The organism is Acetobacterium sp., assembly GCF_039830195.1.
In the GTDB taxonomy this organism is placed as follows: domain Bacteria; phylum Bacillota; class Clostridia; order Eubacteriales; family Eubacteriaceae; genus Acetobacterium.
In genome coordinates this window covers 63,348-80,264 of the sequence record NZ_JBDODG010000042.1, presented here as the reverse complement: position 1 = coordinate 80,264, position 16,917 = coordinate 63,348, and the positions used below count along the sequence as shown (strand labels likewise).

The 16,917-nt window shown below is 43.0% G+C and carries 22 protein-coding genes, 1 tRNA gene, 1 riboswitch and 1 other annotated feature; of the genes, 4 read left to right on the top strand and 19 right to left on the bottom strand.

The window, feature by feature from the left end:
* Window positions 1-56 precede the first annotated feature (56 nt).
* From ABGU93_RS13655 to ABGU93_RS13630, 6 genes are all read right to left on the bottom strand, one after another.
* Window positions 57-1,280 carry an OFA family MFS transporter gene (locus ABGU93_RS13655; RefSeq protein WP_347413987.1) on the bottom strand — a complete coding sequence of 408 codons (1,224 nt, stop codon included), beginning with the start codon at window positions 1,278-1,280 and terminating at the stop codon, window positions 57-59.
* Window positions 1,281-1,302: 22 nt separating this feature from the next.
* On the bottom strand, window positions 1,303-1,956 hold the full coding sequence (locus ABGU93_RS13650) for a 3-oxoacid CoA-transferase subunit B (RefSeq protein ID WP_347413986.1): 654 nt from the start codon (window positions 1,954-1,956) through the stop codon (window positions 1,303-1,305).
* 11 nt (window positions 1,957-1,967) lie between these two features.
* Window positions 1,968-2,678, bottom strand: a complete 711-nt coding sequence (locus ABGU93_RS13645) for a CoA transferase subunit A (protein ID WP_347413985.1) — start codon at window positions 2,676-2,678, stop codon at window positions 1,968-1,970.
* A 482-nt stretch (window positions 2,679-3,160) separates the two neighbouring features.
* On the bottom strand, window positions 3,161-3,880 hold the full coding sequence (locus ABGU93_RS13640; RefSeq protein ID WP_347413984.1) for a hypothetical protein: 720 nt from the start codon (window positions 3,878-3,880) through the stop codon (window positions 3,161-3,163).
* Window positions 3,881-3,884: 4 nt separating this feature from the next.
* The gene (locus ABGU93_RS13635; RefSeq protein ID WP_347413983.1) at window positions 3,885-5,180 is read right to left on the bottom strand and encodes a hypothetical protein; all 1,296 of its coding nucleotides are present in this window, start codon (window positions 5,178-5,180) and stop codon (window positions 3,885-3,887) included.
* Between the two features lie 2 nt (window positions 5,181-5,182).
* Window positions 5,183-5,497, bottom strand: coding sequence for a hypothetical protein (locus tag ABGU93_RS13630; RefSeq protein ID WP_347413982.1), 315 nt, complete (start codon window positions 5,495-5,497; stop codon window positions 5,183-5,185).
* A 359-nt stretch (window positions 5,498-5,856) separates the two neighbouring features.
* Window positions 5,857-5,949: riboswitch (THF riboswitch) on the top strand.
* 135 nt (window positions 5,950-6,084) lie between these two features.
* Between ABGU93_RS13630 and folE the strand changes: the two genes are divergently transcribed.
* The 4 genes from folE to folK are packed head-to-tail and all read left to right on the top strand — an operon-like array spanning window position 6,085 to window position 8,777.
* On the top strand, window positions 6,085-6,645 hold the full coding sequence (gene folE / locus ABGU93_RS13625) for a GTP cyclohydrolase I FolE (RefSeq protein WP_347413981.1): 561 nt from the start codon (window positions 6,085-6,087) through the stop codon (window positions 6,643-6,645).
* Window positions 6,646-6,655: 10 nt separating this feature from the next.
* On the top strand, window positions 6,656-7,138 hold the full coding sequence (locus tag ABGU93_RS13620) for an HD domain-containing protein (RefSeq protein ID WP_347413980.1): 483 nt from the start codon (window positions 6,656-6,658) through the stop codon (window positions 7,136-7,138).
* A gap of 11 nt (window positions 7,139-7,149) precedes the next feature.
* On the top strand, window positions 7,150-7,977 hold the full coding sequence (gene folP, locus ABGU93_RS13615) for a dihydropteroate synthase (protein WP_347413979.1): 828 nt from the start codon (window positions 7,150-7,152) through the stop codon (window positions 7,975-7,977).
* Window positions 7,959-8,777 carry a 2-amino-4-hydroxy-6-hydroxymethyldihydropteridine diphosphokinase gene (folK, locus tag ABGU93_RS13610; RefSeq protein WP_347413978.1) on the top strand — a complete coding sequence of 273 codons (819 nt, stop codon included), beginning with the start codon at window positions 7,959-7,961 and terminating at the stop codon, window positions 8,775-8,777. Before folP ends, folK begins: the two co-directional genes overlap by 19 nt.
* A gap of 64 nt (window positions 8,778-8,841) precedes the next feature.
* Here folK and ABGU93_RS13605 read toward each other — a convergent pair whose 3' ends face one another.
* The 13 genes from ABGU93_RS13605 to ABGU93_RS13545 all read right to left on the bottom strand — a co-directional run bounded on the left by ABGU93_RS13605 (window position 8,842) and on the right by ABGU93_RS13545 (window position 16,757).
* A complete protein-coding gene (locus ABGU93_RS13605) occupies window positions 8,842-9,420 on the bottom strand; it encodes a hypothetical protein (RefSeq protein ID WP_347413977.1) in 579 nt (192 codons plus the stop codon).
* Between the two features lie 19 nt (window positions 9,421-9,439).
* The gene (proS, locus tag ABGU93_RS13600) at window positions 9,440-10,891 is read right to left on the bottom strand and encodes a proline--tRNA ligase (protein WP_347413976.1); all 1,452 of its coding nucleotides are present in this window, start codon (window positions 10,889-10,891) and stop codon (window positions 9,440-9,442) included.
* Window positions 10,892-10,971: 80 nt separating this feature from the next.
* Window positions 10,972-11,355 carry a 50S ribosomal protein L7/L12 gene (gene rplL, locus ABGU93_RS13595; RefSeq protein WP_070372475.1) on the bottom strand — a complete coding sequence of 128 codons (384 nt, stop codon included), beginning with the start codon at window positions 11,353-11,355 and terminating at the stop codon, window positions 10,972-10,974.
* Window positions 11,356-11,405: 50 nt separating this feature from the next.
* Complete coding sequence (gene rplJ / locus ABGU93_RS13590) at window positions 11,406-11,927, bottom strand: 50S ribosomal protein L10 (RefSeq protein WP_347413975.1); 522 nt, start codon at window positions 11,925-11,927, stop codon at window positions 11,406-11,408.
* Between the two features lie 24 nt (window positions 11,928-11,951).
* Window positions 11,952-12,072, bottom strand: a sequence feature (ribosomal protein L10 leader region).
* A gap of 75 nt (window positions 12,073-12,147) precedes the next feature.
* Window positions 12,148-12,837 carry a 50S ribosomal protein L1 gene (gene rplA, locus ABGU93_RS13585; RefSeq protein ID WP_347413974.1) on the bottom strand — a complete coding sequence of 230 codons (690 nt, stop codon included), beginning with the start codon at window positions 12,835-12,837 and terminating at the stop codon, window positions 12,148-12,150.
* Between the two features lie 61 nt (window positions 12,838-12,898).
* Window positions 12,899-13,324, bottom strand: a complete 426-nt coding sequence (rplK, locus tag ABGU93_RS13580) for a 50S ribosomal protein L11 (protein ID WP_320024970.1) — start codon at window positions 13,322-13,324, stop codon at window positions 12,899-12,901.
* Between the two features lie 71 nt (window positions 13,325-13,395).
* Window positions 13,396-13,932: a transcription termination/antitermination protein NusG gene (nusG, locus tag ABGU93_RS13575; RefSeq protein WP_347413973.1), complete on the bottom strand. Its 537-nt coding sequence runs from the start codon at window positions 13,930-13,932 to the stop codon at window positions 13,396-13,398.
* Window positions 13,933-13,945: 13 nt separating this feature from the next.
* Window positions 13,946-14,323, bottom strand: coding sequence for a preprotein translocase subunit SecE (secE, locus tag ABGU93_RS13570; protein ID WP_347413972.1), 378 nt, complete (start codon window positions 14,321-14,323; stop codon window positions 13,946-13,948).
* Between the two features lie 18 nt (window positions 14,324-14,341).
* On the bottom strand, window positions 14,342-14,491 hold the full coding sequence (rpmG, locus tag ABGU93_RS13565; protein ID WP_014355470.1) for a 50S ribosomal protein L33: 150 nt from the start codon (window positions 14,489-14,491) through the stop codon (window positions 14,342-14,344).
* Window positions 14,492-14,746: 255 nt separating this feature from the next.
* Window positions 14,747-15,244, bottom strand: coding sequence for an N-acetyltransferase family protein (locus ABGU93_RS13560; protein ID WP_347413971.1), 498 nt, complete (start codon window positions 15,242-15,244; stop codon window positions 14,747-14,749).
* A 101-nt stretch (window positions 15,245-15,345) separates the two neighbouring features.
* Window positions 15,346-15,531: a hypothetical protein gene (locus ABGU93_RS13555; protein WP_026394523.1), complete on the bottom strand. Its 186-nt coding sequence runs from the start codon at window positions 15,529-15,531 to the stop codon at window positions 15,346-15,348.
* A gap of 178 nt (window positions 15,532-15,709) precedes the next feature.
* A tRNA-Arg gene (locus tag ABGU93_RS13550) sits at window positions 15,710-15,786 on the bottom strand.
* 152 nt (window positions 15,787-15,938) lie between these two features.
* The gene (locus tag ABGU93_RS13545; RefSeq protein WP_347413970.1) at window positions 15,939-16,757 is read right to left on the bottom strand and encodes a M15 family metallopeptidase; all 819 of its coding nucleotides are present in this window, start codon (window positions 16,755-16,757) and stop codon (window positions 15,939-15,941) included.
* Window positions 16,758-16,917 lie beyond the last annotated feature (160 nt).

The following is a 16,917-nucleotide window of genomic DNA, read 5'->3' as shown; positions in this document are numbered from 1 at the left end:
AAAGATCTGTCTCGCTGAGACAGATCTTATTTTTTACCTTTTAGTTCTCAGTGTTTTTAATTCTCGGTTGCCAGTGTCATCTTATGTTTGGCATTCATGCGTTTGGCAAACAAGACCAGGATAATCGCGGCAATGTTAATCCCCAAGGTAATAATGAAAGCCAGGTTATAACTGCCGCCGCTTTGTTCAACCGCATAGGCGGCAATTTGTGGTCCGATAAAGGCCCCGATGGACAGCCCGGTCATGACCACCCCATAATTCATACTCAAATGTTTGATCCCAAAATTATCGGCGGTGATCGATGGGAATAACCCGAACACCCCGCCGTAACTGGCGGCAATCAAGCAGATGCCGACCATGAAAAGCGGTAAGTCCTTAGTGAAATACAAGGCCACTAAACCGGCGCCACTTAAGGCAAACATCGCCATCAAGGTATTGTAGCGTCCAATTTTATCGGATACTGTTCCCCAGACAACTCGTCCGGTGGCATTGGCCAGACCGATAAAACCAACCGCAAATGCTGCCTGTTCGGGAGATAATCCAACCATCACCTGGCCGATTGGTGAAGCCTGGCTGATAATCATTAACCCGGATATACAACCTAATACCATTAATCCCCAAATCACGTAGAAATCAGGCGTTTTTAACATATCCCGGGTGACCACATCACCACTGTTCTGGCTTGTTGCCGTGGTGGTGACCTGCTTATCAGTTTCTGGTACCGGTGGAGCAGCAATAAAGATCCCCAATACCAAAATCACTCCAGCAAAGATTAAACCCAAGGTCTGAAAGGCCCCCAAGACGCCCTGCGCCGCAATGAACTGGACCGCCACCGGGGCAAAGATCAACGAACCAGCTCCAAACCCGCCGGCCGTCAAACCGCCAGCCAAACCCTTATGCTCGGGAAACCACTTTACCGTATTGGAAACGGTAATCGAGTAGATCAATCCAATTCCCGATCCGGCAATCAAGCCATAGGTAATATAGATTTGATACACGGTGGTGATCATGCCGCTTAAGTAAAGACCCATACCAAACAACACCCCGCCTAATAAGACGACCACCCGGACGCCAAAACGTTTTACCAGTGGACCGGCAAAAATCATCGCAATCGGTAAGACAAATAAGTTGATGGTAAACGCCATTGATGCCTGGGAGGGGGTCCAGCCAAAATCAATCTGCAACGGTTTGGAGAAAACGCTCCAGGCATAGGCAAAGCCAATACACAAGTTAATCACAATACTCACTACCAGGATTAACCATTTTTTATTGTTGTTCATTTTACTTTCCTCTTCTATCTTTCTAAGTAATTTCGATATGTTCCCATTCGATGATGTTCATAATCGTCCCTTCGGTGAGTCGCTCAACCTCAGCTGCCGTAATCCCTGGCGCCAGTTCTTCCAGATACAACCCGTCTTCCGCCACCCGGAACACCGCCTTATCGGTAATAATCATATCCACCACCCCAGCAGCCGTTAACGGCAGGGTACATTTTTTTCTGATTTTCGGGTTGCCATGTTTATCGGTATGGGTCATCGCGACAATCACCCGTTTACATCCGTAAAGCAAATCCATGGCACCGCCCATTCCGGTTAACAGTTTACCAGGAATTTTCCAGCTGGCGATACTGCCACCTTCATCAACCTCCAGCGCTCCGACCACCGTCATGTCAATATGTCCGCCCCGGATCATCGCAAATGAGGTCGCCACATCAAAAACTGCGCCGCCGGGCAGCATGGTAATCGGTTCGGCTCCAGCATTGGCAATATCGGGATTGCTTTCGCCCCGTTTAGGTTTGGGACCAAACATTAAACCGCCATTTTCGGTCTGGAGAAACACCTGGGTTCCGGCAGGGATATAATTGGCCGATTCGGTGGGAATTCCAATTCCTAAATTGACATACATTCCGTCTTTAAATTCTTGGGCAATGCGCCTGGCTATATAATTTCTTGGCATTTTCCGACCTCCTATAATTTATTTGTGGCGATCCACAAAGATTCATAAATACTCTTACGTTCTGCAAAGCTGTGTCCCTGGACAATATAATCCACAAAGATTCCCGGCGTTCCAATCTGTTCACAAGCAATCTCGCCAACCCCGACGATTTCATCAACTTCGGCAATGACGATATCGGCTGCGGTTGCCATAATCGGATTGGTATTGCTCATCCCCTGGTACTGCAAATTTCCGAAAGGATCACTGCGATAGGCTTTGATAACCGCCACATCGGCGCGAATCGGTTTAAATAACAGATAGGGCTTTCCGTCGACGATGATTTTTTCGGCCATCGCTTCAACCTCCGTTCCCATTCCCACCGGTGTCACAACTGCCCCCAGCCCGGCGCCGCCAGCCCGAATCCGCTCCACAAAGGCGCCCATCGGACTTAGTTCCAGTTCCACTTCTTCGCCCACAATCTGTTTGATCAAATTGGGATCGGTTCCCACATGTGAGGTTACATATTTTTTGATTTGCTTATTTAAGACCAGCTTCCCGACATCAACACCGCCACCCCGGTAGCCGGCGCCAATACTGATGACGGTCAGATCTGTGATACCTGCCGCCGCTATTTCGTCGATCATTTTTAGTGGCACAGCAGCTCCTAAAAATCCTCCGATCATAACAGAAGATTTATCAATAATCTTTTTTACGGCTTCATGGGTCGTAATTTGTACTGCCATTACAATGACCTCCTTTTGTACATGATATTTACCAAATCGTCTTAAGATGGTTCCTCAATTTAACATGAAACCAGCCTTTCGCAACTACACTTTTTTGACCGATAACAGCAATTTTTCATACTATTTCCATAGGGTTTAAACTAACTTCTATTAAGTAAGTCTTTGTGCTATTAGTGTTACTCATATAACCACAATACAGGTGTCTTTAATCCCACTCAAGAACTGTTTTAAAAAAGACACATTCGCAACAAAATATCTGTTTATTAAGATTATTTAAGAAATATCAAGATAAGATTCAATCGTTTGTTATTTAACGAATCATATTCATTTTATATAACTAATTTTTACTTGTTTGCACCAATTTTAAATATAATAAAAAAAAATACTGGATAAAACAGCATAGCTGTTTTATCCAGTATTTTTTATCTGGCTTTTTATTAATGTTAACATTAATCACTTCGATATCGGCGTTTCACTAAATATCAGACATGCATTTTCTTTTTCAGCATTCTTCTCGTTTTTTCTGGAATCCGATGGTAGATGGTCTGCAGTAAAACGATAATACAAATACCCGAGACCGCCACAATCAGCGACCAGGTTAAATGAATGCTGCCCAGAACATTTAAACTGACGATTCCATCAATGCCGATTGCCAGGACAATCACAAAAAGAATCAGGTTGGTCGGAATAAATATAAACTGACTTTTGTGCCGGGTATGTTTTAAAACAAACCGGAACAAACTGACATCCAGATAAACCAGCGTGGTAATCGGCAATGCATAGCTCAGAAACCAGTTTGCCTGACTTCCGCTAATCAGGTAAACAGACAGACAGGTTATCACCACCGTAATATAGGCGCCCAGAAAATTGAAGTTGGGATGCAAATAACCCATAGCAAAAAAAACGATCGCAAAGATGCCAAGATCAGCCAGAGCAATATACTTGAGCAGGACATGATTCCAGGGGTAGACCAGATAAATCACCCCAATAATCACCATAATACTAATGGCAATAATGGTAAGTGAAAAGAAGGCCTTATTCTTTTTTCCCAGATGATCTTCGTCGTAGGTATTGATTGCCTGAGGGTATTTACGGTCTTGCGAATAATTCCCTTCATTGATATCCGGGATAGGAAAATCGCATAATGGACAGTTTTTAACGTCATGTTCGACTTCAACACCACATTTCGGACAATAAGCCATAGTTTCACCTCTTATTCGTTTCTATTTTTACCGGAATACCCAGCTGTCTGATCTTTCTGAAAAATATTTTTTCAATCACCGTTTCACTGGTGGTTTTTCCAAAGCATAACGCCAGTCTGTCGTCATAACTGACTGTTACCATCTTTAACCGACTTTCAGCACTGGGCGGCGGAAACACTTCAAAACTGCGGACATAGGGTTTAAGCTCCGCTGGCACTGTGACCACACCAAGATTGGACAATCCACTGGTGTATCCCCGTTCGCCGTAACGTTTATAAACCACTGGCATAAAGAGCTTTTTTACCCATAGCGGAATGATCCGTAAAAAGATCAGCTGTTCATTTCGGACATTTCTGGAAATATAGCGGTTAATGTGTTTACGATTCATATATAGGCCCATATATCCTTTGATCTGCTCAATTATTTCGGCCCGGGTATAGTATCCCAACGCCAGATCAAGCTCCGGATTCAGGCTGATAAAGAAATTTCTCAGTGTAATCGAGGGAAACATCCGTCTTAAATCCACCGGTACATTGATGGCAATCCGCTGGCGATGCTTTTTATGCTCACTGATCGGCAACTCCATGATATATTCCTGGATACTTTCAAAATAAAGGGCCAGTATAAACTGAGTCAGGGTACAGCCATGGCTTTTAGCCAGGGCTAACAAGGGTGCCACTGGCACAAAGCCAGTCAGGAGCAGATACTCGCCCTTATCCAGTAGTTCAAAGGGAAAATGAAAGACCTTCTTACTGCCCGGTGGCGGCGGAACATTTTCTTCATAGTAGACTTTAAAGGAATCTTCAAACTCCCCCGGATCCACTTCCGCAGCAATGTCCATGGCTTTGCCCAGATCTTCTGGCACAATCCCCTTTAACAGCTTAAAATATTCAATGATCAGGGTTTGCAGAAAGGCCAGGCCGCCGCTGCCATCACAGATACTGTGATTAAACTCCACATGAATATACTTTTTATAGTAAAGCACCCGAAACGGAAAGGTCTTGCCCTGCCGCTGCCGCATCGTCTTGCAGGGATAATAGGTTTCTTCCTCAACCCTGGGAATCGCTTCGGTATGCTCATAATAATACCAGAAAAAACCCCGTTTCAAGGTTACCTGAAAGTAAGGAAAGCGGTGAATAATCTGTTCCAGCGCTTTTTGCAGCGTCAGCGGGTCAACCGCTTCTGACAATTCCACCGTCATCCGGTATACGGTGGTCATCCGTGATGAGGCAATGGCCGTATAAAGCACTCCGGCATTATCCAGGGAATAGAATTTCTTCTTGGCACTTTTATCTTCCATCATCAACCCCCGCCCCTGAGAAAGTTCTTGCGAAAAGTGAGCAGAAAATCATCAAACTGATCTTTTGCTACCGCCAGGGTGACGTCCACTGCGACCAGCGAACAGACCCCGATGCTTTCCTGGCGTTCTTCCGAAAGCGATACCTGCCAATCTGGACCGGCGTATCTGTTACCATCAATGGTTTCCGCTTTGTGAGTCAGATAACGTTCAAACTCCCATTTGGGGATTCCCCGCATATATAGTGTTTTTACGGTAAATTGATCCTGATTAAGCGATTTATCTTTATTTCCATCTACATCCGTCATTATCTTACTCATTTCTTATTCGTTCATTCAAATCTCTTCTTAAGTTGCAGAATTATTTTAACATAGTCTTCTTAAGTAAACGATGAAATTCTTAATAAACCAACCTTTCTTTTGTCAATTTTCACTAATAGATTTTACTTTCCCATAACAAATAAGTAAAATTATTGCCCATCGATTACATCAATTAAGCGACTTTGTTAAAAAAATGGTTAATTTTTTTCTCTTTACTTTTTTTGTTCACAGCGTCAACTTTTTTCTTGGTGTTTTTAGCTGCAAATCGCCCACTAAAAGAGTCTTAGCTGTTTTAAGAATACGTTATATTACCCTTGTAACTAACCCCATCCCATGTTAAAATACACCCAATTAAATATAACAGAGTAGACAAGATGCGTAAAGTGTTAGAGGATGGGAAGTTGCCTTTAAACGAAATGAACTCATTGCGATATCTTGTTGCTTCCGCTGGACCCCTTAACAACCAATTAAGGGTTGCGGAAGCATTGCTTAAAACATTTTGTTTTATTTAAGTAATGCTTTTTTTATTTGGTTTTAGTAAAAACCATTCCGGATCAATATTAAGTTGATTCGGCGATAGGAGAAAAATGATTGATCAAAAGAAAATCCAAGAAGCTGTCACAATGATTTTAGAAGCCATCGGCGAAGATCCCAGCCGGGAAGGCCTGGTTGAAACCCCAGCCCGGGTTGCCCGGATGTACGCTGAAATTTTTTCAGGCTTAGGCCATACAGCCGAAGTTCACCTGGCCAAAACCTTTGCGGTAAAATCCGACGACATTGTCATTGAACGGGATATCCCTTTTTATTCGATGTGCGAGCATCACCTGTTGCCATTCTACGGCAAGGTTCACATCGCCTATATTCCCAATGGTCGGGTTGCCGGGCTGTCAAAACTTGTGCGAACGGTTGATTTATACTCAAAAAAACCCCAGCTTCAGGAAGTCTTAACCACTGATATCGGCGACGCCATTATGGAATATCTGCATGCCCGAGGCGTTATGGTTATTGTCGAAGCCGAACATCTGTGCATGAATATGCGTGGTGTCAAACGTCCCGGCACCCGTACCGTCACCGCCATGCAAGCCGGTATCTTTGAACATAACAAAGAGCTGAAAGACGAAGTGCATAAGCTTTTAAGCATCAAATAGGACGTGGTTAATGGATCAGTTGAAAAATACCAATTTACTTTATCAGAATAAAGACTTTCAAAACTATCTCGAAAAAATACAAATCTGTGAACTCAAACGACAGTTTTGTCGTCACGATATCGCCCATTTTTTAGCAGTTGCCCGCATTGCCAGTATAAAGACCATGGAAGCCGGTTTAAACTTCTCCCGGGATCTTATTTATACGACTGCACTGCTCCACGATATTGGCCGTTTTGTCCAATATCAAGATAAAATACCCCATGAAATTGCCTCTCATCAGTTGGCAATTCCATTGCTTAAAACCCTCGATTACAGCGACGATGAAAACAAACTGATCCTGGATGCTATCCACAATCATCGTAACCCGGAATCCCAGGGCTTCAGTCGAATATTTTATGAAAGTGACAAATTATCCCGGGCCTGCTTTTGCTGCCCGGTTGAAACCGAATGTGATTGGTCAAGCCAAAAGAAAAACTTGACCATTGTTTATTAAAGGAGTTCCCCATGCAAATTGGCAATAAAAACTTTGACTTAAAAAATCAGATCCTCATTATGGGGATCTTAAACGTTACACCCGATTCATTTTCCGACGGCGGCAGATTTAATAATCGCGACGCCAGCCTTAAACAGGTTGAAAAAATGATCGCCGATGGCGCTGATCTCATCGATCTTGGTGGTGAATCGACCCGACCCGGTCATACCCAAATCAGCGATGCTGAAGAAATTGACCGGATCGTGCCGATGATCACGGCAATCCGACAACGTTTTGACATCCCCATCTCCATTGACACCTACAAGAGTGCCGTTGGTGCAGCAGCCTTACAGGCCGGTGCTGATCTGATCAATGACATCTGGGGCTTCAAATACGACCCGACCCTGGCCGCGGTTGCCGCCGAGTATCAGGTTCCCTGCGTGCTAATGCACAACCGCAATAATCAGAATTATCAAAACCTGATGACCGACATTAACAGCGATCTTCAAGAATCCATTGACATCGCACTGAAGGCCGGCGTCTCCCGGAATGCCATCATCCTTGATCCCGGCATCGGCTTTGCTAAGGATTATGCCCAGAACATGGAAACAATGCACTATCTGGAGGCCCTCCAAAGTCTCGGCTACCCGATTCTACTGGGCACCTCCCGGAAAGGTTTTATCGGCCTGACCCTGGACCTGCCGGTTACCGAACGGGTCGAAGGCACCGTGGCCACCACCGTGATCGGCATTATGAAGGGCGCTTCGATTATTCGGGTCCATGATGTATTGGAAAATAAACGGGCGGCCCAAATGGCCTTCAGCATTCTGAAAGGAGCACCATGGACAAACTCTATATAAAAGATTTTGAGGTATTTGCCTACCACGGGGTTTTCCCAGAAGAAAAAAGCCTGGGCCAGAAATTTCTGATTTCGGTAACCCTGACACTGGACATGCAGGAGGCCGCCCTCACCGGCGACTTGACAAAATCAGTTCACTATGGCGAACTGTGCCATGCGCTTGAGGTCGAATTTAAAAAAGAAAGCTATGACCTGATCGAAACAGCCGGGGAAATGCTGGCCACCTATGTTTTAAAACATTACCCGATGGTTAAACATGTCTGTATCATGATCAAAAAACCCTGGGCCCCGATCCTAAAATCGATGGACACCGTCGCCATCGAAATTAACCGCGGTTGGCACGAGGCATTTATTGGCCTGGGTACCAATATGGGCGACCGCCACCAGAATTTAAGTGAGGCGATCGGTGCCTTAAACAATACCCCGGGCATTGAAATTCTGGTTCAATCCACCATCATTGAAACCGAACCCTGGGGCTACACCGATCAGGATGCCTTTCTTAATTGTGTGCTGAAAATCAGAACTACCCTGCCACCGCATATCCTGATGAACCTACTGCTTCAGATTGAACAGGGACTCAAACGGGAACGGACGATACACTGGGGACCCCGAACCATCGATCTGGACATCTTGTTTTACGACAGCCTGGTCACCGATGACCCCCATGTCATCCTGCCCCATCCGCGCATCCAGGATCGGGCTTTCGTGATGGAATCGATGGTGGAAATCGCCCCATACTTTGTCCATCCGTTGTTAAATAAGCGCATGATAGAAATTTTAGACTGCTTAAAAAACGCATAAAAAAAGAGGCCGAAAAAATTAATTCTCGGCCTCTTTTCAACTTATTCTTGACTTTTTAACCATTCTATCCAAAATAAATCGCATAGGCTGTCCGGCTGGGAGTCGTCAGGCCCACCTCGGTAACAGTGACCCCTATTTCTGCTTCGACATTTTCAAACAGGTCAAAGATCTTTTTCCCCGATTCCAGTCGAAATCCGTCTTCCCCAGGATAAATACAATCCTTGATTTCGACGCCGTAACGATTTTTAATATCGCGAATTAGCACTTCACGGGCAAATTCACAGGCAAAATTACATAGCTCCATGATGATGTACTGATCCAGGACATTTTCCCGGGATAAGCAGTAGTTCTCAATTTCCGGGCCGGCGGTGACAATATTCGGAAAAACATAGGATGCTTGCGAAATTTTTTCCACCCCAACTTCACTGATAAATTCGACTCCATCCAGCGTGAAGTGGGTAGCATCAATGATTTTCGCTTCAGAAACCCGATATAAAACCTTTGGTTTCGGAATATTTCTTGCGGTCTCGAGAATCCGTTCGATGGGCAAGGCCCGTCTTGATCCTTTTTTCATCCGGATATGTTCATAAAATTCGACTTCATTCAAGAAAAATCCCAGGTTCGTCATTGCAATGCTGCTCATCTTCACACGCGCACTCTTTCTAATAAGCGCGGGCGAAGTAAGCCATTTTCTCAGCAGGCTTGCCGCAACATACACATTTACCTTCGTACAACACTTCCTGTTCATCTTCAAACGGAATACAACGAATCGATGCTCCGGTGTCTTCCTTGATCTTGTCTTCACAGCTGCGATCGCCGCACCACATGGCTTTGATAAAGCCCGGATTTTCTGTTAAATTCTTTTTGAATTCAGTGATATTTTCCGCGGTTGAGGTTTTTTCTTCCCGCATTTTTAAAGCTTTGTTAAAGAGATTCGCTTGAATTTCGGTCAGTAAATCTGCCACTGCCTGGGCGACATTGTCCAGGCTGATCTGGATTTTTTCACCGGTATCCCGACGAGCCAGCACGCATTGGCCATTTTCAATATCGCGTGGACCGATTTCCAGTCGGATTGGTACACCCTTCATTTCCCACTGATTAAACTTCCAACCAGGTGAATAGCCATCCAGATCATCAACTTTTACTCTAAAATCTTTTCCTAAGGCTTTACTGATTTCCCAGGCTTTATCCAGAACCCCTTCTTTATGTTGGGCCACCGGAATGACAACTACTTGAATAGGGGCAATTTTAGGTGGCAAAACCAACCCATTGTCATCCCCATGAACCATAATAATGCCACCGATTAACCTGGTTGACACTCCCCAGGAGGTATGGTACGGAAATGATTGTTCATTATTGCGATCCAGGTAGGTAATATCAAAGGCTTTAGTGAAATGTTGACCCAGATTATGGGAGGTTCCCGATTGAAGGGCCTGTCCATCGTGCATCAGCGCTTCCATAGTATAGGTGGCATCAGCACCGGCAAATTTCTCTTTATCACTTTTTCGACCCACCACCATTGGCATCGCCAGGTGGCTTTCGGCAATTTCCCGATAGATTCCCAGCATCTGCATGGTTTCGTCCTGAGCTTCTTCGGGAGTTTCATGGAGAGTATGACCTTCCTGCCATAAAAACTCGGAGGTTCTTAAAAATGGTCGCGTGGTTTTTTCCCATCGTACTACCGAACACCATTGATTATACAAATAAGGTAGTTGCCGATAGGAATTCAACCACTTTGAGTACATACTGCAAATAATCGTTTCCGAGGTGGGGCGCACGGCCAGCCGTTCAGCCAATTCCTTGCCGCCGCCATGGGTTACCCAGGCTACCTCAGGGGCAAACCCTTCCACATGCTCAGCTTCTTTGGTCAGGAGGCTCTCTGGAATCAAAAGCGGAAAATACATATTTTCATGACCGGTTTCTTTGAACCGTTTATCATAAGCGCCCTGGATCAGCTCCCAAATAGCATAACCATAGGGCCTGATTACCATAAAACCTTTTACCGGAGAATAATCCACCAATTCTGTTTTGGAGATAACATCGGTATACCATTGGGGAAAATCAACCGCCATGGGTGTGATTTCTTTGACTTGATTTGTCTGTTTCTTTCCCATTGTTCTTCTTTCTCAGACCGTGTCTGTTAAACAAAAAAATCACCTGCGCAAGCAAGTGATTTTTAGTGGTTATCGAGTAATTATTTTACTTCGACGCTTCCGCCAACTTCTTCAATTTTAGCTTTAATATCATCAGCTTCTTCTTTAGTAGCGCCTTCTTTTAATGGTTTTGGAGCTTCGTCAACTAATGCTTTTGCTTCTTTTAAGCCTAAGCCTGTTAATTCACGAACTACTTTGATAACTTTGATTTTTTGATCGCCAGCTGAAGCCAGGATTACATCAAAATCAGTTTTTTCTTCTGCTTCTTCAACTGCACCACCAGCAGCTGGAGCAGCCATCATAGCCATTGGAGCAGCAGCGCTAACGCCGAATTCTTCTTCTAATGCTTTAACCAGTTCAGATAATTCTAATACTGTTAAACCTTTTACGTCTTCAATTAATTGTGTTACTTTTTCACTTGCCATTTTATAAAACCTCCAAATAATCTTTCTATAATTTTAATTTGTCTTTCGAATTATGCTTGTTTTTGTTCTGCAATCGCATTTAATGCGACAACCAATCCACGCATGTTTCCGTTAAGAACGTTAACAAAACCTGAAATTGGTGCGTTTAAGCCGCCAAGAACCTTGGCCACCAATACTTCTCGCGGTGGTAATTCGGCTAGATCCTGTACGCCTTGAACGTCTAAAACCTTACCATCAACCATACCCGCTTTAATTTCTAAAGCTTTATGTTTTTTTGCAAACTCACTGAGTAGTTTTGCTGGTGCAACTGGATCTGTATCACAGAAAGCAATTGCAGTAGGTCCAACTAAAACGTCAAGCAAACCTTCAAAACCGGTTTCTTTCGCAGCGAACCGCATCATTGAGTTTTTGTATACCTTGTAGTCAATACCTGCTGCGCGAGCCTGAGAACGTAACTCAGTCACTTCTTCCACATTCAAACCACGATAGTCTACGAGAACCGCTGTTTGGGCGTTACGAAGTTTTTCGGCAATCTCTTGTACAATTACTTGTTTTACTTCAATCTTTGGCATGTATTATCTGCACCTCCTTTATAAAATCGTATCAAAAAAGCTCACTCCACAGCGTGAAGAGAGCTTTATTATTCATAAGCTTTTTTCTCTTCAACCTCGGTAGGATTTACAAACCTACTGTCTTTGGATGAATGCGTCTTTGACAACGATGCTATTGTATCATTTGTCATTTTCTATGTCAAGTCGTTTCAGAGTTTATCTTCAGTGAAGCAATAGACTCCTAGATTTTTCCTGTGTTGACTTTAACTCCAGGGCTCATGGTGCTTGCCAGAGTAACACTACGGAAGTATTGACCCTTAGAAGCAGCTGGTTTTGCTTTTTTGACTGTATCCAATAATACCATCATGTTTTCTTTTAAAGCTTCTTCCGTGAAAGATGCTTTTCCAATAATGACATGAATAATATTGGTTTTGTCTAAACGATACTCAACCTTACCGGCTTTTGTATCGGCAACAGCTTTGGCAATATCCATGGTTACAGTTCCTGATTTTGGGTTAGGCATTAAACCTTTAGGTCCTAAAACTCGACCTAAACGACCAACCTTACCCATCATATCTGGAGTAGCAATCATTACATCAAAATCAAACCAGTTTTCTTTTTGAATTTTATCGATAATATCGTCTTCACCAAAGAAATCTGCACCGGCTTCTTCAGCTTCTTTCAATTTATCACCTTTGGCGATAACCAGAACTTTAACTGTTTTCCCTGTACCATGTGGCAGAACGATTGCTCCACGAACCTGTTGATCAGCATGACGTGAGTCAACACCCAATTTTACATGCAATTCAATGGTTTCATCAAACTTTGCTGTCGCCAGTTTTTTAACCTGTGCAATCGCTGCATCCAGTTCAAATAACTCTTGCTTGTCAAAGCTTTTTACCAAATCCTGATATTTTTTTCCTTTTTTCATCTTTGCCTCCTTGTGGTAATAGCGGTTTCCCTCCCACTTAAGGTGTTTCTACCTTCTAAAATTATTCTTCGATTGTGATACCCATGCTACGGGCGGTTCCAGCGATCATTCTCATCGCTGATTCTACAGATGCTGCATTTAAGTCAGGCATTTTTAATGTTGCGATTTCTCTTAATTGTTCAGTTGTAACCTTAGCTACCTTAGTTTTGTTAGGTACGCCAGATCCAGACTCAATACCAGCAATTTTCTTTAACAGAACGGCAGCTGGTGGAGTTTTTGTAATAAACGAGTAAGATCGATCCTGATAAACAGTGATTACAACAGGAATAATCATCCCTGCGTCATTTGCAGTTTTTGCGTTGAATTCTTTACAGAATCCCATAATATTAACCCCATGTTGACCTAATGCAGGTCCAACTGGTGGTGCTGGTGTTGCTTTACCGGCAGGAATTTGTAATTTAATCATACCAATTACTTTTTTTGCCATGATAACACCTCCTTCATTTTATTATAGTATTTTTTCTCCTAAAGGGAGTAGCATGAAGAATAGTTTTTTCCTTAAGTGTTTATTTTTTCTATTTGTTCAAATCCCAGTTCAGCGAGAGTATCTCGACCAAACATGGAAACATTGACCTTAACCTTTGATTTCTCAGCATGTACTTCTTCAATAACGCCAGTGAAACCTTCAAGTGGTCCTTCAATTACCTTCACTTCTTCACCAACATGCATGCTAATTTCCACACGTTGTTGACGAATGCCCATACTCTTAAGTTCAGCCTTGGACAATGGAACAGGTTTTGAAGCAGGACCAACAAACCCGGTAACACCTCGGGTATTTCGGACAACATACCATGAATCATCTGTCATGAACATTTTAATCATGACATAACCTGGAAATAGTTTCTTTTCTTTAACGACTTTTTTGCCGTTTTTGCTTTCCACTACTTCTTGTACGGGAACCTGAACCTCAAGGATCACGTCCTCCATATTTCTGTTTTCTACTGTGGCTTCAATGCTTGCTTTTACCTTATTCTCGTAACCGGAATAGGTATGTGCAACAAACCATTGGGCCTGTTCGTGTTGATTAGTATCCATGGTTCTCCCTTACCTAAATGTTCATAAATAACGCGGCAAGTGCACCTAATCCTGAATCAACAACCCAAACGAGAAAAGTGAATATCCCAACAATTCCAGCGACAACGCCAGATTTTTTAATCAATTCATCTTTAGTCAACCAAGTAACTTTTCTTAATTCATGATGAACGCCTTTGAAAAAGCCTATCATTTTTTGAAAAATGTTTGGTTCCTTACTTTTTTCGCTTGACTTCTTTTGTGTTTTTTTCTCATTTTTTGCCGTTGATTGAGGCGTTTTTTTATCCTCTTTTACCAGGTTTGCTGCCTTATCTTCGGTTTTTTGCGCCTGTTGCGGGGTGTTATCTTTTCCTTGTTTACTACTGGCATTTTTAGTTTTCTTATTAGTTGCCATGATATTCCTCTTTATCCATTATTTCGTTTCTTTATGTGGTGTATGCTTCTTGCAAAACTTGCAATATTTATCCACTTCTAAACGATCAGGGTTATTCTTCTTGTTTTTCATGGTATCGTAATTTCTTTGCTTGCATTCTGTACATGCTAAAGTAACTTTTACTCTCATTCCAGCACCTCCTACATCCTTATATCAACACCCGCAGGAACACGCAGGCACACGTTCCCTATTTTCATAGTCACTAACATAGAATACCATGCGAACCTTGTTTTTGTCAATGAAAACATTGATAATTATCCATGATTTTCTTTGCAACTGACAGAAAGATTATTGTAGCTTTCGTCCAAATAAAAAAAGGCGTATAGCCTTTTGAACAACATTAAAATTATATCAGCAACGCCGGAAATAATCAAGCGGGATTTATTATTTTTCTATTTTTAATCCCCAATAATCACAGCCAATGGTTTTTCCGTCAATATCGACCGCATCCGGCATATGACCCCAGAGCCTGAAGCCATGCTTTTTAACAAGTTTGCGGCTGCTGATATTAGTGTCAAATACAACCGCCACCAGATTCCTGAAGCCTATTTCTCGGGCGGCCTCAATGGCTCGCTGCATCAGCATCGATCCAATGCCCTGGCGATGAAAGCGGCTATCGATATAGTAACTGATTTCTGATGTAAAGCGAAACCCTTCCCGTCCGGCCCTAAACTCGGTGAGCGTCACCCAACCAACCACGTAACCATCTGACTCTGCCACGTACATCGGGTGTCTTGGCGCCGAGTGATGAATAAACCAGTCCTTTCGCATCTCCATGGTTGCCGGCGAAAGCTGGGCGGTAAATTTCCGGGCGGCAATGGCCTCGTTCAAAATATCCAATACCCGGGCATAATCTTTTTCTTCTACTAATCGTACGTTCAACTTAGTCAATTATCTCCTGTTAATTCACAATATTTTCTGTGTTGTTACTATCACTGAACTTGACAAACCTGGCTGCCAAAAGGAATCCCTGGGTCAGCCATCTATTTGCGGCCGATTTTTCCAAACCATGCAATCATCACCGTCGCAATAAAAATAATCGCAACCACACCTGCCGTTGTAATAATTGGTGAAAGAATCACACTAATCCAGGCAATAATGACTGGAGAAATCAATGCAAACAATAAAAGAAGTCCGCAGACTATTAAATACTTTTTATAATTTTCCATACTTTCTCCCCGATTAAAGATATCGCTCCAGCTTGATAACTCTATGAAGTATAAACCTTGTTGTTATACTTTGCAACAGTTTATTATCACTTAATCAATAATTTACAAAATCATTACCAATCTGATTTCTATGGCAAATCTTGCCAATAAAAAAACGGCCATCGCCGTAAAATTAAAATGGTGCACCCGAGAGGATTCGAACCTCCGGCACGCAGTTTAGGAAACTACTGCTCTATCCACCTGAGCTACGGGCGCACGAAATACCTGCTTATTATATCAAACATTCATTTTTTTTTAAATAGTTTTTTTCGCAGTTATTCTCCTGCTAAAATCAGATAAAACCCAATCAAAAAGGATATCAGCGAAGATATCCTTTTTTCATTATTTGTTTATCTCAAAATGACATCTTAATTGGTGCTATAGTATTCTTCCATGGTTTTGCCGCTATTGTAAATCGCAGTCGCCACATCGACCCCTAAATATCGCAGATGCCAGGGCTCGTAGGCATAACCGGTAATATCGGTTTTACCCTGGGGATAGCGGACAATAAACCCATACTTATGGGCGTTTTCATTGATGAATTGTCCTTCAGCTGTTGTTCCAAAACTCTCCAACAGATCAAACCCTACCGAAGCACTGGTTACATCCATGGCCAAACCCAACTGGTGTTCACTCATTCCCGGTCGGGCGCTGACCAGCTCAGCACCATCAACCCCGTAAGTCTCCACATTCCAGGTATACAGTTCAGACTGGGTTTCATATGAACGATAGCCGGAACAACAGTATAATTCCAGACCGGCCCCTTCAGCCGCTTTAAACAGCTTCGTCAGTCCCTCGGCAGCAATGCTTCGCAATTGCGTATCACGGGTCGATGGCAAGTCAACCGTAACCAGATCACTGGGCACATAATTGGCAGACATACTGTGATTCTTATTAACCAGCGTTATCACACTGTCTACACCGGCGGCATTTTCTGTCGTTGTGGTTTTTATTTCTTCTTTGGTTTCTGTCTGGGTTGACTGTCCAGCCGCAGCCGTTTGGGTATTTGCTGCCGTATCGGTTTCTTTTGCTGTTGCCGTTGTTTGGGTATTTTTCTTACTGTCTGCCTCTGCCTGACTTTCGTTACGATTCCAAAAACTGATGGTTAAAACGACAATTATCAGAATCAGGATTGCTGCCAGTCCGCCGCATGCAATAATGAAGCGCTTCTTATCTTTTATTCGCATTTTTTTGAACCTTCTTTAACTTTTTATGACTTCATTATACACCATCTCTAAAAATCCACATAACTTTTTATAAAAAATGTCCCGAGAAAAGTTTTATTTTCCCCGGGACTCATCATCGTTAAAATTTAATTAAAACAACTCTTTATTAACCGAAATTTTC

Excerpts from the sequence above, each read along its gene's own strand:
- secE (WP_347413972.1), bottom strand. The coding sequence starts at position 14,323 with ATGGCAACTAATAAGAAAACTAAAAATGCCAGTAGTAAACAAGGAAAA.
- ABGU93_RS13605 (WP_347413977.1), bottom strand. The coding sequence starts at position 9,420 with ATGAGCAGCATTGCAATGACGAACCTGGGATTTTTCTTGAATGAAGTC.
- rplJ (WP_347413975.1), bottom strand. The coding sequence starts at position 11,927 with ATGCCAAAGATTGAAGTAAAACAAGTAATTGTACAAGAGATTGCCGAA.
- ABGU93_RS13555 (WP_026394523.1), bottom strand. The coding sequence starts at position 15,531 with ATGGAAAATTATAAAAAGTATTTAATAGTCTGCGGACTTCTTTTATTG.
- ABGU93_RS13545 (WP_347413970.1), bottom strand. The coding sequence starts at position 16,757 with ATGCGAATAAAAGATAAGAAGCGCTTCATTATTGCATGCGGCGGACTG.
- ABGU93_RS13630 (WP_347413982.1), bottom strand. The coding sequence starts at position 5,497 with ATGAGTAAGATAATGACGGATGTAGATGGAAATAAAGATAAATCGCTT.
- rpmG (WP_014355470.1), bottom strand. The coding sequence starts at position 14,491 with ATGAGAGTAAAAGTTACTTTAGCATGTACAGAATGCAAGCAAAGAAAT.
- proS (WP_347413976.1), bottom strand. The coding sequence starts at position 10,891 with ATGGGAAAGAAACAGACAAATCAAGTCAAAGAAATCACACCCATGGCG.
- folE (WP_347413981.1), top strand. The coding sequence starts at position 6,085 with ATGATTGATCAAAAGAAAATCCAAGAAGCTGTCACAATGATTTTAGAA.
- ABGU93_RS13640 (WP_347413984.1), bottom strand. The coding sequence starts at position 3,880 with ATGGCTTATTGTCCGAAATGTGGTGTTGAAGTCGAACATGACGTTAAA.
- folK (WP_347413978.1), top strand. The coding sequence starts at position 7,959 with ATGGACAAACTCTATATAAAAGATTTTGAGGTATTTGCCTACCACGGG.
- ABGU93_RS13650 (WP_347413986.1), bottom strand. The coding sequence starts at position 1,956 with ATGCCAAGAAATTATATAGCCAGGCGCATTGCCCAAGAATTTAAAGAC.
- ABGU93_RS13620 (WP_347413980.1), top strand. The coding sequence starts at position 6,656 with ATGGATCAGTTGAAAAATACCAATTTACTTTATCAGAATAAAGACTTT.
- folP (WP_347413979.1), top strand. The coding sequence starts at position 7,150 with ATGCAAATTGGCAATAAAAACTTTGACTTAAAAAATCAGATCCTCATT.
- rplK (WP_320024970.1), bottom strand. The coding sequence starts at position 13,324 with ATGGCAAAAAAAGTAATTGGTATGATTAAATTACAAATTCCTGCCGGT.
- rplA (WP_347413974.1), bottom strand. The coding sequence starts at position 12,837 with ATGAAAAAAGGAAAAAAATATCAGGATTTGGTAAAAAGCTTTGACAAG.
- ABGU93_RS13635 (WP_347413983.1), bottom strand. The coding sequence starts at position 5,180 with ATGGAAGATAAAAGTGCCAAGAAGAAATTCTATTCCCTGGATAATGCC.
- nusG (WP_347413973.1), bottom strand. The coding sequence starts at position 13,932 with ATGGATACTAATCAACACGAACAGGCCCAATGGTTTGTTGCACATACC.
- rplL (WP_070372475.1), bottom strand. The coding sequence starts at position 11,355 with ATGGCAAGTGAAAAAGTAACACAATTAATTGAAGACGTAAAAGGTTTA.
- ABGU93_RS13645 (WP_347413985.1), bottom strand. The coding sequence starts at position 2,678 with ATGGCAGTACAAATTACGACCCATGAAGCCGTAAAAAAGATTATTGAT.
- ABGU93_RS13655 (WP_347413987.1), bottom strand. The coding sequence starts at position 1,280 with ATGAACAACAATAAAAAATGGTTAATCCTGGTAGTGAGTATTGTGATT.